We start from the raw sequence: 14,080 nt of genomic DNA on the forward strand, positions 1-14,080 counted from the left end.
CCGCTCCGCCGGAGCGGTCACGCGGCGGCCGCCGTATGGCGGAATCGCTGGATGCGGAAGGCGTCGATGGGCAGGTCGCTCGCCCCGCGGGTGATGAGGTCGGCGGTGATCCGCCCGACGATGGGGCCGAGCTGGAAGCCGTGGGCGGAGAAACCGAAGGCGTGGAACACCCCTTCCTCCGTGCCGCTGGGGCCGATCACCGGGATATCGTCGGGCATCCGCGCCTCGATCCCCGCCCAGGCGCGGACGATGGTGGCGCTGCGCATGATCGGGAACAGGTCCCAGACCGTGCGGGCGTTGGTGGTGACGTTGGCGAAGTCCAGGTCCGTCCGGTTCTCGTCGCGGTAGGCCCGGCCCAACAGCCCGCCGCCGATCAGCACGGTCCCGTTGGGAAACTGCTTGAAGGACAGGGTGCGGCCCGTCGCCCCGACCACCGGCTTCAGGAAGGGCGGCACGCGGGCGGTGATCATCAGCATGGGCGCGATGACCTCCAGCGGCACCGGCTCGCCGAGCTGGGCGGCCAGCCGGTCGGCCCAGGCCCCGGCGCAGTTGACCAGCACCGGCGCCTCGTGCGCCACGCCGTCCGCCGTCTCCACCCGCCAGTTGCGGCCCGAGCGGGCAATCCGCGCCACCGCCTCCCCCTCGTGGAAACGGGCACCCAGGCTCTCCGCCTTGCGCTTGAAGGCGAAGGTCGTGCGGTAGGGGATGGCCGCCCCGTCGCGGCGCGACACCAGCGCGCCAACGCAATGCTCCGCGATGGACGGGACGAGGCGGCGCAACTCCGCCTGATCCACCACCTCCTCGTGCGTGAAGCCGAGCGCCGTGAGCTGGGCCGCCCGCTCGCGGCAGGAGTCCAGCTCCGCCTCGGTCTCCGCGACCTTGAGCTGGCCGTGGCTTTCGAAGCCGCAATCGTCGTCCACGAGGTCGCGGATGCCGTGCCACAGCGCCATCGAGGCGACGGACAGCGGCACCTCCGCGGCATGGCGGCCGAGCTGGCGCACCCCGCCGGCGTTCACGCCGGAGGCGTGGCGGCCGATGTGGTCCTTCTCCAGCACCAGCGCCCGGACCCCGCGCATGGCGAGGTGAAGCGCGGTGGAGCAGCCGTGCAGGCCGCCCCCGACGATGATGACGTCCGGCTCCGACATGGCGTCCCCCTGCCCCGTCAGTGGTGCATCACGGCGGCCACCTCGTCCTCGGCCTTGGGCAGCGAGGCGAGTTCGGCCAGCGTGATCGGCTTCACCGGCGGGCGCAGCCGGTAATAGCCGACCTCCGCCGGGGAGACGCCGCGGGCGTCGGCGATGACTTCGACCACGGTCGGGCCGCACAGCCGCCCCTGGCACGGCCCCATGCCGCAGCGCAGGAAGGACTTGGTCTGGTTCGGCCCGCTGACGCCCAGCTTCACGGCGTCGCGCACCTGCCCCGCCGTCACCTCCTCGCAGCGGCAGACGATGGTGTCGTCGGCGGGGACGCGGAACTCCTGACTTGGCCGGTAGAGCGCGTCGAGGAAGTCGCGGCCGCGCAGCGCCCGGTCCAGCGCCTCGCGGTGCGGGGCGGCGTCGCGGTCGCGGGTGGCGCGGTCGATGGCGCCCAGCCGGTGCAGGGCGTCCAGCGCCGTCAGCCGGCCGCGGTGCTCCGCCGCCATCGCGCCGCCGATGCCGGCCCCGTCGCCGGCGATGGCGACTCCCTCCACCGACGTGGCGCCCCAGCCGTCGACGTCCGGCACCCAGCAGCGCTGCGCCTCGTCCCAGGACTGGGCGCAGCCGATGGCGTTGGCGAGGTTGATGTTGGGGATCACCCCGTGGTGCAGCAGGAGCGTGTCGGCCGGAAGGCGCTGCTCGGCGCCGTTCCCCTGACGGTAGACGACCGACTGCACCCGCCCGTCGCCCTCGGCGCGCAGGGCGGAGACGTTGCCGATCACCTTGACCTTGCGGCGGACCTCCAGCAGCAGCTTCAGCCCCTTGCCGACATAGCCGGAGCGGGAGAAGGCCGGCAGGAGCGGCATGGCCTGCCGCCAGTTCTCCCGCGGCGTGGTGTCGAGGATCGCGTCGATGCGCGCGCCGGCCCGCAGATACTGCCAGGCGAGCAGCCAGAGCAGCGGCCCGCTGCCGGCCATGACCACGTTGCCCGAGGCGACGAGGCCGGAGGTCTTCAGCAGGATCTGCGCCGCCCCCGCCCCCATCACGCCCGGCAGCGTCCAGCCGGGGACCGGGAAGGGCCGCTCCAGCGCACCGGTCGCCAGGATGACGTGCCGCGCCGGCAGGATTCGCGCCGCACCGTCGCGCGACAGGCCGATGTCGAGCGTGCGCGAGACGCTCCACACCGCGGCACCGGGCAGGTAATCGGCGCCGCTGTCGCGGAACGGCCCGACCAGATCGGCGCCGTGCCAGTAGTCGGTCCCGAGGACGCTGGGATTCCTCACCGGCGAGCGGGTGATGGCGCGGTAGATCTGGCCGCCGGGGGCCGCCTGCTCGTCCAGCAGGACGGTGGACAGGCCGCGCTTGGCGGCCAGCGTGGCCGCGGCGAGGCCGGCCGGGCCGGCGCCGATCACCGCCAGATCGTAACGAGGCTTCAGGTCGGTCACCGGTCGATCTCCCGCTTGCCGTTCTGGGTCTCCACCCGCATGCCGGAACGGACGCGGATCTGGCAGCCCTGCTGGTTGCCGGTGCCGTCGATGGTCACCAGACAGTCGAAGCACACGCCCATCATGCAGTAGGGGCCGCGCGGCGCGCCGGACACCGGGGTGGTCCGGCAGGCGCCGACCCCGTTGGCGATCAGGGCGGCGGCGACGCTGTCGCCGGACAGCGCCTCGGCCGGCCGGCCGTCGATGGTGAAGGAGACGCGCTCTCCGCCCGCGTCAGGCAACCGCTGGAACATGGAACCTCCGGGCGCTGAAGGCCGAGAATTCGTCGGGCAGGGTGCCGGCGGCGATGTGCGGCGCCAGCGCCAGCGCGTGGTTGGCGGCGAGCGTCACGCCGCTGTGGCAGGTGGCGACGAAGGCGCCGGGCATGGTGGTGGACTGCTCGTAGATCGGGAAGCCGTCCGGGGTCAGCACGCGCAGCGCCGCCCAGGTCCGCACCACGTTCAGCTTGCCGAGCAGCGGGAAGATGCGCAGCGCGCGGTCGGCGATGGTCGAGGTGACGCCGTTGCGCACGGTGGTGTCCAGCCCGACGTCCTCGAAGCTGTCGCCGATCATCACCCCGCCCTCGTCGGTCTGGCGAATGAAGCCGACCGGGAAGTTCAGGAAGGGGGCGGTCTTCTCCGTCACGATGATGTGGCCGCGCTCCGGCCGCACCGGGGCGTCGAGCCCGACCATGGGGGCCAGCCGGCGCGCGTCGTGGCCGGCGGCGATGACCACCTTGCCCGACCGCACCTCGTCCCCCGAGGCGGTGACCATGCGGAACCCGCCGTCGCGCGGCTCGATCCGCTCCACCCGGTGATGCGGCAGATAGGAGACCCCGGAGAGGCTCATCCCGGTGTGCAGCGCGCGCAGCAGCTTCAGCGAGTTGCAATGGCCGTCGAGCGGGCAGTAGCTCGCCCCGACCACGTCCTTGCCGATGAAGGGCATCTCCTTCGCCACGGCGGCGCGGTCCATCATCTCATAGTCGTAGCGGACGACGTTCGGCTGGTTGTGCAGGCGGCGGAGCTGGCCGGCGCGCCGCTCCATCTCCTCCTCCGACAGCAGGGGCAGGAAGCCGCCCGGCCGGCGGTAGCAGACGTCGATCCCGGTCTGCTCCTGAAGCCGCTCGGCGAAGCCGGTCCAGGTGTCGGAGGACATCTTGGTCCAGCCGGCGTATTCCGGCAGGCCCAGCCCCTTGCCTTGCACCCAGACCAGGGCGAAGTTTCCGCGCGACGGGCGGACGGCGACGTCCCCCTCGTCGAGGACGGCGACCGTCTGCCCCTGCTGGGCGAGGCCCCAGGCGATGGCCGACCCGACCAGCCCGCCGCCGATCACGGCGACGTCGCAGTCGGACCTCGTTAACTCGGTCATGGTGACGCTCACTCCTGTCCGCGGCCGACCAGCAGCCGCTCAAGCCCGTAGAGCCGGTCGAGCACCAGCATCGCCGCCACCGTCATGAAGATCAGCGAGGCGGACACCGCGGCGACCAGAGGGTCGATGTTGTCCTGGATGTAGAGGAAGAGACGCACCGGCAGCGTCGTCGTCTCGGGCGAGGCGATGAAGACGGTCATCGTCACCTCGTCGAAGCTGTTGATGAAGGCCAGCACCCAGCCGCTCGCCACGCCCGGCAGGATCAGCGGCAGCGTCACCCGCCGGAAGGTCGTCCAGGAGGTGGCGCCGAGCGAGGCCGCGGCGTTCTCGATGGAGCGGTCCATCCCGGTGGAGGCCGCCAGGATCAGCCGCAGCGCGAAGGGCAGGATGATGACCACATGGCTCAGCACCAGCCCGGCGAAGGTGCCGCCCAGCCCGATCTGCGTGAAGAAGCGCAGGAAGGCGATGCCCAGCACGATGTGCGGCACCATCAGCGGCGACAGGAACAGCGCGGTGATCGCCTCGCGCCCGCGGAACTGGTGGCGGGCGATGGCCAGCGCCGCCGGGACCGAGAAGGCCACCGCGATGGTGGAGCTGACCGCCCCCAGCAGCAGGCTGTCGCGGAAGGCCCGCGCGAATTCCGGGTTGTCGCCGATGGCCTTGAACCAGCGCAGCGACAGCCCCTCGGTCGGCAGCGACAGATAGCCCTGCGAGGTGAAGGCGACCACGCAGACGACCAGGATCGGCGCCAGCAGGAAGGCCAGGAACAGCGTGTGGAAGACCAGGGCGACGGGGCCGTTGCGGTTCATTCGAACACCTGCTTGTAGCGACGTTCGACCAGCCGGTTGCAGCCGACGATGATCACGATGTTGGCGAGCAGCAGAAGGATCGCGATGGCGGCGCCCAGCGGCCAGTTCAGCGTGTTCAGGAACTCGTCGTAGGCCAGCGTCGCCGCCACCTTCAGCCGCCGCCCGCCGATGATCGCCGGGGTGGCGAAGGCGCTGGCGGCCAGCGCGAAGACGATGATCGAGCCCGACAGGATGCCCGGCACCACCTGCGGCAGCACCACCCGGCGCAGCACGGTGAAGGGCTTGGCCCCCAGCGACAGCGCGGCGTTCTCGACCTGCGGGTCCAGCCGCTGCAGCGACGCCCAGACCGACAACACCATGAAGGGTACCAGCACATGGGTCAGGGCGATGATGACGCCGGTCTCGGTGTACATGAACTCGATCGGCGTCGCGATCAGACCGACCGCCAGCAGCCCCGTGTTGATGATGCCGGTGGAGCCGAACAGCAGCGCCCAGCCGAGCGTGCGCGACACCACGGAGATCAGCAGCGGCCCCAGAACGATCAGCAGGCACAGGCCGCGCCAGGGCGACCGCATGCGCCGCAGGATGTAGGCCTCCGGCGCGCCGAGCACGGCGCAGAGCAGAGTCACCACCACGGCGATGCGGAAGGTGCGCAGGAAGATTTCGTGGAAATAGTCGTCGGTGACGATGTCGATGTAGTTGCCGAGCTGCCAGACGTCCTGGATGCCGGTGTAGAATCCGAAGCTGTTCAGCGACAGCAGCCCGGTCATGACCAGCGGCACCAGCAGCAGCACGGCGAACAGCGCCAGCGCCGGCAGGCTGAGCAGGTAGGGCGCCAGCGGACGCCGCTCCGGCCGCGGCGGCGGGGTATCGGCCGCCGTGCCCACGGCCGGGGTATCGACCAGGGATTTATGAGCGTCCACGGCGGTCATGCCTCACCCGCCATCACGCGCATGTCCTCCGCCCGCCAGCCGAGCATGACCGGCTCGTTCTCCGCCGGCAGGGTCTGGCCGTCGTGCTGGCGGATCACCGTCAGGTCGCCGGCCTCCGTGCGGATTTCGAACAGCCATTGGGTGCCCTGGAAGACCCGCGCCCGGACGAGGCCCGGCACGCCGGCGCCGTCCACGAAGCGGACCTTCTCCGGCCGCACGGTCAGCAGGCCGGGGCCGTCCGGCACCTCCGCCGCGACCGGCCACGCGGTGCCGGCGACGTCGATCCGCCGCCCGGCGCCGTCGCGGCGCACCACGCCCTGGAGCAGGTTGGTGCGGCCGAGGAAGTTGGCGACGAAGGCGCTGGCCGGGTTGTCGTAGGCGTCCTGCGGGGCGGCGACCTGCTCGACCCGGCCCTTGTTCATGATGACCACCCGGTCGGACAGGGCCATCGCCTCCGCCTGATCATGGGTGACAAGGATCATGGTGGTGCCGACGCTGCGCTGGATGCGCCGCAGCTCGATCTGCATCTCCTCGCGCATCTTGGCGTCGAGGTTGGACAGCGGCTCGTCGAGCAGCAGCAGGCTCGGCTTGATGACCATGGCGCGGGCCAACGCCACGCGCTGCTGCTGGCCGCCGGACATGCGCCGCGGGTAGCGGTCGCCGAAGGCCCCCAGCCCGACGAGCTGGAGCGCGTCGCGCACCATGCGGTCGCGGTCGGCGCGCGGGATGCCGCGCATCTCCAGCCCGAAGGCGACGTTCTCCGCCGCCGTCATGTGCGGGAACAGGGCGTAGCTCTGGAAGACGATGCCGAGCCCGCGTTCGTTGGGCTTCTTGGCCAGCAGGTCGGCGCCGTCCAGCGTGACGCGCCCGGCGCTGGGGTCGAGGAAGCCGGCGATCATCTGGAGCGTCGTGGTCTTGCCGCAGCCCGACGGGCCGAGCAGCGAGACCAGCTCCCCCTTCTCCACCGTCAGGGACAGGTTGTCGACGGCGACCCAGGGGCCGAACCGCTTGGTCAGCCGGTCGAGGACAAGGTAAGGCATGGCGTCGTCTCCCACCAAGGAGCCTGGAAAACTCCGGCCCGCCGCGGGTGCGGGCCGGGGGTTGCGGTCAGCGCTCGATCTCGCGGGTCCAGCGCTTGTTCCAGGCCTCGCGGTTGGCGTTGATGGTGTCCCAGTCGACCACCAGCAGCTTGCCCATCTGCTCGGGGCCGTAGGGGATGCCCACCTGCTGGTCGGCGGTCAGGGTGACCGTCTTGTTGACCGGGCCGAAGCCGGCGCCGGTCGCCATCACGGTCTGCACCTCGGGCGACAGCATGTGCTGGATGAACTGCTGGGCCTCCGCCGCCTGCTTGCTGCCGGTGATGGCGCAGGCCGCCGAGGCCAGCACGATGCCGCCCTCCTTCGGGTAGACGAAGGCGGCGGGGAAGCCGGTGTCGGCCAGCGCCTTGGCGCGGCCCGAGCCCCAGACGGCGACGGTGGCCTGCCCGCTCTGGAACAGCTCGGTCATCTTGCCCGGCGACGGCTCGTAGGCGAGCACGTTCGGGTTCACCTTGTCCTTGAAGGCCTTGAAGCCGGGATCGATGTTCTTCTCGCCGCCGCCGTCGAGCCGCGCCATCATCACCAGCGCGTGCAGGCCGTAGCTGTTGTTGATCGGCGGGACGACCAGCTTCTTGCGGAACTTGGCGTCCTCGATGTCCTTCCAGGAGGCGGGGGCGGCCCAGCCGTTCTCGTCGAAGACCTTCTTGTTGTAGACGATGCCGGTGCCGACCGCGCCGACGCTGACCGCCTTGCCCGAGGGGATCTTCGCCAGATCGTAGAGGTCGTCGTAGACCGGCGCCTTGGCGATGTCGGTACAGAAGCCCAGCGCCACCGCCTGGTACATCGGACCGTCGTCCAGGATCACCACGTCGATCTGCTGGTTCCCCTTCTGGGCCTGGAGCTTGGCGAGGTTGTCGGTGGAGTTGCCGGCGACATACTCGACCTTCACGCCCGTCTTGCTTTCGAAGGCCGGGATGATGTCCTTGCGCATCGTCTGTTCGAAGGACCCGCCGTAGGCGGCGACATACAGGGTCTTCTGCTGCGCCTGCGCGGCGCCGCATCCCAGGGCGGCGGTTGCCATCAGGCCGTACACCAACGCTCGCATCTGTCCCTCTCCTGTTCTGGTTCGTTTCCCAGCGGTGCGCGTTTTGTCGCACCCCCGGAGCGTCGCGCCCCGCTGGCATAATCGTCAAATCGAATTGTTTGCGGTGTCTATAACTGAATGTTATGCTGCAACGCATCTGACACCCTTGGACCGCACCGGAATGCTCAATCCCCGCCAGATCGAGGCGTTCCGCGCCGTCATGCTGACCGGCGGGATCACCGCGGCGGCGGAGCTTCTGAACATCTCGCAGCCGGCGGTCAGCCGCCTGATCGCCGACCTGCAATACGCGCTGAAGCTGACGCTGTTCGAGCGGCGCGGCTCGCGCATCGCGCCGACCAGCGAGGCCATGACGCTGTATCAGGAGGTGGAGCGGTCCTTCGTCGGGCTGGAGCGGATCGAGCAGGCGGCGCGCGACCTCCAGGAGCGGCGGGCCGGCACGCTGCGGGTGGCCGCCATGCCGGCGATGGCCATCGGCTTCCTGCCGCGCTTCGTCGCCCGCTTCCTTGAGGAGCGGCCGCGGGTGGACGTGTCGCTGTGGGGCAGCAGTTCCCCCCAGGTGCTCGATTGGGTGGCTGCCGGCCAGTGCGAGCTGGGCTTCGGCCAGTCGGCGGTGGAACACGCAACGGTGCTGTGCGAGCGGATGCCGCGGGTGCGGGCGGTCGCCGTGGTGCCGAGCAACCACCCGCTGGCCGCGCGCAAGCGGCTGGTTCCGGAGGATTTCGCGGGCGAGGCCTTCATCGCGCTCGGCGCCGCCACGCTGATGCGCTATTCCATCGACGCGATGTTCGCCGAGCATGGCGTCGCCCGGTCGACGCGGGTGGAGACGCAACTCACCATGATCGCCTGCGCCATGGTCGCCGCCGGGGCGGGGATCTCCATCGTCGATCCCTTCACGGCGCAGGAGTATGCGGGGCGCGGCGTCGCCATCCGCCCCTTCGAGCCAGCCATCACCTTCGAAATGGCCGTGCTGCATTCGGCGCAACGGTCGCTGTCCACCCTCGCCCAGGACTTCCTGGGAGGGTTCCGCGACGCCGTCGCCGCCTTCCGCCTGCCCGAGCAGGAGTGAGTCCGGGTCAACTCCTAGTGTGGAAGTGGCTGAGGAAGGCGCGGGTGGCCTCCTGCTGCGGCCGGTCGATGACGTCGCGCGCCGGCCCCTCCTCGACGATCACGCCGTCGCGCATGAAGATCACGCGGTCGGCGACCTCGCGGGCGAAGGCGATCTCGTGGGTGACGATGATCATCGTCATGCCCTCGGCGGCGAGGTCGCGCATCACCCCCAGCACCTCCGACACAAGCTCCGGGTCGAGGGCGGAGGTCGCCTCGTCGAACAGCATCACCTCCGGCTCCATGGCCAGCGCGCGGGCGATGGCGACGCGCTGCTTCTGCCCGCCGGACAGCCGGTCCGGATAGGCGTCGGCCTTGTCGGCCAGCCCGACCTTGGCGAGCAGCCGGCGACCGATGGCCTCGGCCTGCGCCTTCGGCATGTTCTTGGCGGAGACCGGCCCCTCCATCACGTTGCCGAGCACGGTCATGTGCGGGAACAGGTTGAAGTGCTGGAACACCATGCCGGTGTTGGAGCGGAACTTCGCCTGCGCCTTGGGCCGGGGCAGCGCCTTTCCCTTTTCGAAGTCGAAGGCGTCGCCGCCGATGCGGACCCGGCCGCCGTTCGGCACCACCAGCAGGTTCAGGCAGCGCAGCAGGGTGGACTTGCCCGACCCCGAGGGACCGATCAGCGCCACGACGGCGCCGGGATCGACCGTCAGGGTGATGTCGCGCAGGACGACCAGATCGCCGAACTGTTTCCTCAACCCGGCGACTTCGATTTTGGGGGTGCTCATGGAACGGGGCCTCTCGCGTTGGATCGCCGGGTCACCTTTAATGACCGGTCTGGAGCTGCTTCTCGCCCCGCTTCACGATGGCCGTCAGGGGGACCAGCACGACGAAGTAGATCAGCGCGACGATGGTGTAGACCTCCAGCGGGCGGAAGGTGTCCGTCGCGGCGACCTGCCCCTGGTAGAGAAGGTCCGGCACCGCCACCACCGAGACCAGCGAGGTGTTCTTGAACTGGATGATCGACTGGTTCATCAGCGGCGGGATCATGCGCTTGACCGCCTGGGGCAGCACGATGCGCCGCATCACCTTGGCCGGCGTCATGCCGAGCGCCAGCCCGGCCTCCGTCTGTCCCGCCTCGATGGAGACCACGCCGCCGCGGATCACCTCCGCGTAGAAGGACCCGCCGTAGAGCGACAGGGTGAGGACGGAGGCCGTGATCGCGTCGATCTGGATGCCGGTCAGCATCGGCAGCGCGTAGTAGAACCAGAGGAGTTGCACCAGCAGCGGCGTGCAGCGGAACAGCTCGATGTAGGCCCAGGAGATCCAGCGCAGCACCGCGAAGCGCGAGAGCTGGGCCAGCCCGCCGACCAGCCCGAGCAGCAGGCCCAGCACGACGACGGCGGCCGTCAGACCGATGGTGACCAGTGTCCCGTTCAGGAACAGCCAGCGGTATCCCCAGAGCATCTCGAAGTTGAAGGTGTACATGGCGGGCCTGCTTGCAAAACTTCGGAACGGCGGCCGAATCCCCGTGGGGCCGGCCGCCGTGCGCCATCGGAATCCAGGTCCGTCGACGGGTCGTTTAGAAGGTGATGCCTTCCGGGATGTCGCTCATGGCGATGTCCACTTTGGCGAGGCTGTTGACCACCGCCTCGCGGATCAGGCCCAGGCCCTGGGCGTAGACGATCCAGGTGTTCACGAAATCGCGCAGGGTCTTGTCCGGCTCGCGCCGCACCGCCGCGTTGGAGGTCGAGCCGAAGATCGGGCGCGGCACCACCACCTTGCCCAGCGAAGGGTCGCGCTTTACCGCGCGCACGCCGCCCATCCAGAAGATCGACTGGGCGTCGGCCCGGCCGCTGCGCACGGCCAGCGTCGCCTCGTCCAGCGACTTGAAGCGGATGAGCTGGGCGTTCGGGCAGAGGCGGCTGGCCACCTGATCGTGGGCGGAACCGACGTCCACCGCGATCTTCACCTCCGGCTTGTTCATGTCGGCCCAGCTCTTCGGCTCGAAGCCCGGCTTGGCGATGACGACCAGGGCGCTGTTGTAGACCGGGACCGTGAAGTCGACGGCCAGGGCGCGTTTCGGCGTCGGGTTCATGCCGAACATGACGTCGATCTTGTTGGCCTGGAGGTCGAGGATGGCGTTGCCCCAGGTGGTCTCGACCACCTCGATGCCGACGTCCATGTCGGCGGCGAGCGCCGACCCGATGTCCCAGAACTGACCCGACCACTGGCCGGTCGTCTGGTCCTTCATGATCCAGGGGGCGCCGGTCGCCACACCGCCGATGCGCAGCTTCTTGGCCTTCAGGACCCGGTCGAAGGAGCTGCCGCCCTCCTGCGCCGCGGCCGGGGCGATGCCCGCCGCCATGGTGGCCCCGAACGCCCCGACCGCCGCGCCGGCGCCCAGAAACCCAGCCAGTTCCCTGCGATTCACCATGTCCGTCTCCCTTGTGGTCCGTCGGGCTGTCCGACCGGATGTGTCTCGACGTGTCTTAAGGCCATTCCGTGTTCGTTGACCGGCCGCCGCCGCGGCTTCGCGTTGTTGGGGCGCTTCCCCAGGGGAAGAAGCGCCCGACGTGTTCCTTTTGGCCGTCAGGCGAGCGCGATGTCGCGCGCGTGCCGGGCGACGGCCTGGAGCTTCTCGGTGGTCTCGGCGGTCGGCGCGGTCAGCGGCAGCCGCACCCCGCCGACCGGCATGCCGGCCATCGCCATGAAGGCCTTCAGCGGGCCGGGGTTGGTTTCCAGGAAGATGGAATTCACCACCGGATCGATCTGGGACTGTTCGGCCAGCGCCTCGTTCAGCTTGCCGGCGCGCGCCAGCGCGAAGATGCGCAGCCAGATCTTCGGGTAGATGGTCGCCGAGGCCAGCACGCCGCCCCGCGCGCCCAGCGCGACGTGGGTGGCGAACAGCGGCTCCTCGCCGCTCAGCACGGAGATTTTCTCGCCGGCGTACTTCATCGTCTTGATGAATTCCGGCATGTCGTAGGAGGAGAATTTCATGCCGATGATGGAGCCGTCCTCCGCCATCGCCTGCACGCCCTCGGCGGTGACCGCCACGGTGGTGCGGCGCGGGATCTGGTACAGCATGACCGGCAGGTCCACCGCGTCGCGGTAGGCGCGGAAATAGGCGCGCATGCCCTCCTGGGTGCCGGCGGCGTAATAGGGGGTGACGGTCATCACCGCGGCGGCCCCGGCGGCGGCGAAGTCGCGCCCGGCCTCGACCGCGTCCTGGAAGCCGGTGGACAGCACGCCGGGGATCACCGGCTTGCCGCCGGCCTCCTCCACGCAGGCGGCGACGACGCGTTTGCGCTCGCCCCGCGACAGGGCGGGATACTCGCCGGTGCCGCCGATCGGCACGACGCCGGACGCCCCGGCGTCGAGCTGGTGGCGCACCAGCCGCTTCAGGCCGGCGATGTCGACGGAACCGTCGGCCGTCAGCGGCGTGACGATGGCGCTGAACAGGCCGCTGATCTCCGAATGGGTGAGTGCCATGGGGTCCTCGGATTTCGTGAGCGTGGCGTTTGAGGCGTGGCGTGACGGTGTGCTGCGGCCGCGGGGCGGCCTCGCCCCCGCGATGCGGGAAGCCGGTTCGGGACGATTGGAAAAAGCGCGATGAAACGAGTCCGATGAAATCGACAAAGACCGGCGCACCGCCGGAAATCCGTGCCTGAAACCGCACCCGGACCAACGCTCGGGTGGGGGCCGGAGGGAACGGGAGCGATGGAGCGTCCCTTGTGAGACCTCGATCCGGCCCCGCCCGCATCCGACAAAGAAGATGTGACCCTATTTTTCCTTTTGCTGCAACAACAAATCGTTTCATGGATGAAAAGCGATGATACGATAAAATCGGACGTATCAACACACGTCAACGTGGCCGTTCCACCGTCCCCGTGATGTCGGCCACGGTCGGTGCGCCGAGGAAACCCATGGTGGTGAGAAGCTCGCGCCGGACCAGCTCCAGCACCGCCTGCGCACCCGCCGCCCCGTCGGTGGCCAGCCCGTAGAGAACGGCGCGGCCAAGCAGCACCCCCTGCGCGCCGAGCCCCAGATAGCCGGCGACATGGCTGCCGCGCCGCACCCCGCTGTCGGCCAGGACGGTCACCCGGTCACCGACCCGCTCGGCGATGTCCGCCAGACAGCGCACGGGGTGGATGGCGTGGTCCAGGTTGCGGGCGCCGTGGTTGGACACGACAATCCCGTCCACACCCAGTTCGACGGCCTTCTCCGCGTCGTCGGCGCGCAGCACGCCCTTCAAAATCAGCTTGCCCTTCCAGGCGTCCCGCAAGCTCCGCACGTCGTCCCATCCCACGTCCTGGGCGAGGCCGATCTCGTCCCCGACGGCGGCCCGACCCAGCGCGGTGCGGAACTCGTCGGGATAGTGGGCGTAGGTCGGTACGCCGCCGTTGCGCAGATACTTGGCGAAGACGCCGGCGAACCAGCGCGGGTGGGCGAGACAGTCCAGCCCGGCGCGCAGCGAGGGCTTGATCGGAATCCCGAAACCGTTGCGGATGTTGTATTCGCGGTTGGGCGTCACCGCCGTGTCCACGGTCAGGACCAGCGCCTCCGCCCCGGCTTGTTCGGCGCGCCGAACCAGCTCGCGGGTGCGCTCGCGGCTGCGCCAGACATAGAGCTGGAACCACAGCCGCGCCCCGGATTCCCCGGCGATCCGCTCGACGGAGGTGATGGACTGGGTGGAGACGCAGAAGGGAATGCCGACCGCGGCGGCGGCCTTGGCCAGTTCGACCTCGCCGTCGTACCAGACCAGCCCGGCCACGGCGGTGGGCGCCACGACCAGCGGCATGGGCTGGTTCACCCCGAACAGGCGGGTGGTGGCGTCGCGTTTCGACACGTTCACCAGAACGCGCGGCTTGAAGACGAGGCCGTCGAGCGCCGTTTTGCTCGTCGCGATGCCGGTTTCGTCCTCGGTTCCGCGCTCGATGTACTCGAACAGGCCGCGCGGGAGGCGGGCGCGTGCCCGCTGCCGGGCCTCGGCGATGTTGAGCGGCGCGGTCACCGCCATGTCCCCGGTTTCCGCGGGAGGACGCGTGCATCGCACGATTCGCAGGATGTGCCCATTGGGTGCTGCTCCGGCAAAAATTATCTTTTCGGGAACAATTTTTCGTATGCTAGACATGGGGAAACAGTATCGTCAACGTCCG

The 14,080-nt window shown here is 69.8% G+C and carries 14 protein-coding genes; 1 reads left to right on the forward strand and 13 read right to left on the reverse strand.

Going from position 1 to position 14,080, the window contains the following annotated elements:
- Positions 1 to 17: 17 nt before the first annotated feature.
- The 8 genes from ACFPMG_RS01535 to ACFPMG_RS01570 all read right to left on the reverse strand — a co-directional run bounded on the left by ACFPMG_RS01535 (position 18) and on the right by ACFPMG_RS01570 (position 7,871).
- The gene (locus ACFPMG_RS01535) at positions 18 to 1,145 is read right to left on the reverse strand and encodes an NAD(P)/FAD-dependent oxidoreductase (protein WP_376993493.1); all 1,128 of its coding nucleotides are present in this window, start codon (positions 1,143 to 1,145) and stop codon (positions 18 to 20) included.
- Between the two features lie 17 nt (positions 1,146 to 1,162).
- A complete protein-coding gene (locus ACFPMG_RS01540) occupies positions 1,163 to 2,581 on the reverse strand; it encodes an FAD/NAD(P)-dependent oxidoreductase (protein WP_376993494.1) in 1,419 nt (472 codons plus the stop codon).
- Positions 2,578 to 2,874, reverse strand: a complete 297-nt coding sequence (locus ACFPMG_RS01545) for a (2Fe-2S)-binding protein (protein ID WP_376993495.1) — start codon at positions 2,872 to 2,874, stop codon at positions 2,578 to 2,580. Before ACFPMG_RS01545 ends, ACFPMG_RS01540 begins: the two co-directional genes overlap by 4 nt.
- Positions 2,855 to 3,988 (reverse strand): NAD(P)/FAD-dependent oxidoreductase, encoded by a 1,134-nt coding sequence (locus tag ACFPMG_RS01550; protein ID WP_376993496.1) that lies wholly within the window; start codon positions 3,986 to 3,988, stop codon positions 2,855 to 2,857. The genes ACFPMG_RS01545 and ACFPMG_RS01550 overlap by 20 nt, the downstream gene beginning before the upstream one ends.
- A gap of 8 nt (positions 3,989 to 3,996) precedes the next feature.
- Entirely contained in the window at positions 3,997 to 4,797 is an 801-nt protein-coding gene (locus ACFPMG_RS01555; RefSeq protein WP_040137502.1) for an ABC transporter permease, read from the reverse strand.
- Entirely contained in the window at positions 4,794 to 5,729 is a 936-nt protein-coding gene (locus ACFPMG_RS01560; protein ID WP_376993497.1) for an ABC transporter permease, read from the reverse strand. The genes ACFPMG_RS01555 and ACFPMG_RS01560 overlap by 4 nt, the downstream gene beginning before the upstream one ends.
- Positions 5,726 to 6,769 carry an ABC transporter ATP-binding protein gene (locus tag ACFPMG_RS01565; protein WP_040137500.1) on the reverse strand — a complete coding sequence of 348 codons (1,044 nt, stop codon included), beginning with the start codon at positions 6,767 to 6,769 and terminating at the stop codon, positions 5,726 to 5,728. The genes ACFPMG_RS01560 and ACFPMG_RS01565 overlap by 4 nt, the downstream gene beginning before the upstream one ends.
- Before the next feature lie 67 nt (positions 6,770 to 6,836).
- A complete protein-coding gene (locus ACFPMG_RS01570; RefSeq protein ID WP_376993498.1) occupies positions 6,837 to 7,871 on the reverse strand; it encodes an ABC transporter substrate-binding protein in 1,035 nt (344 codons plus the stop codon).
- Positions 7,872 to 8,031: 160 nt separating this feature from the next.
- On the opposite strand from ACFPMG_RS01570, the gene ACFPMG_RS01575 reads away from it, so the two are divergent.
- A complete protein-coding gene (locus ACFPMG_RS01575) occupies positions 8,032 to 8,937 on the forward strand; it encodes a LysR substrate-binding domain-containing protein (RefSeq protein WP_376993499.1) in 906 nt (301 codons plus the stop codon).
- Positions 8,938 to 8,944: 7 nt separating this feature from the next.
- On the opposite strand, the gene ACFPMG_RS01580 is transcribed toward ACFPMG_RS01575, so the two are convergent.
- The 5 genes from ACFPMG_RS01580 to ACFPMG_RS01600 form a co-directional block, all read right to left on the reverse strand.
- The gene (locus tag ACFPMG_RS01580) at positions 8,945 to 9,709 is read right to left on the reverse strand and encodes an amino acid ABC transporter ATP-binding protein (protein ID WP_376993500.1); all 765 of its coding nucleotides are present in this window, start codon (positions 9,707 to 9,709) and stop codon (positions 8,945 to 8,947) included.
- Between the two features lie 37 nt (positions 9,710 to 9,746).
- A complete protein-coding gene (locus tag ACFPMG_RS01585; protein WP_114857194.1) occupies positions 9,747 to 10,409 on the reverse strand; it encodes an amino acid ABC transporter permease in 663 nt (220 codons plus the stop codon).
- Between the two features lie 94 nt (positions 10,410 to 10,503).
- Positions 10,504 to 11,358, reverse strand: a complete 855-nt coding sequence (locus ACFPMG_RS01590; protein ID WP_376993501.1) for a transporter substrate-binding domain-containing protein — start codon at positions 11,356 to 11,358, stop codon at positions 10,504 to 10,506.
- A 155-nt stretch (positions 11,359 to 11,513) separates the two neighbouring features.
- Positions 11,514 to 12,413 carry a 4-hydroxy-tetrahydrodipicolinate synthase gene (dapA, locus tag ACFPMG_RS01595; RefSeq protein WP_376993502.1) on the reverse strand — a complete coding sequence of 300 codons (900 nt, stop codon included), beginning with the start codon at positions 12,411 to 12,413 and terminating at the stop codon, positions 11,514 to 11,516.
- A 373-nt stretch (positions 12,414 to 12,786) separates the two neighbouring features.
- Positions 12,787 to 13,941 carry an alpha-hydroxy acid oxidase gene (locus ACFPMG_RS01600; RefSeq protein WP_376993503.1) on the reverse strand — a complete coding sequence of 385 codons (1,155 nt, stop codon included), beginning with the start codon at positions 13,939 to 13,941 and terminating at the stop codon, positions 12,787 to 12,789.
- Between the last annotated feature and the right edge of the window lie 139 nt (positions 13,942 to 14,080).

Origin of the sequence: Azospirillum himalayense, from assembly GCF_042657465.1 — a bacterium.
Taxonomy (GTDB): domain Bacteria; phylum Pseudomonadota; class Alphaproteobacteria; order Azospirillales; family Azospirillaceae; genus Azospirillum; species Azospirillum himalayense.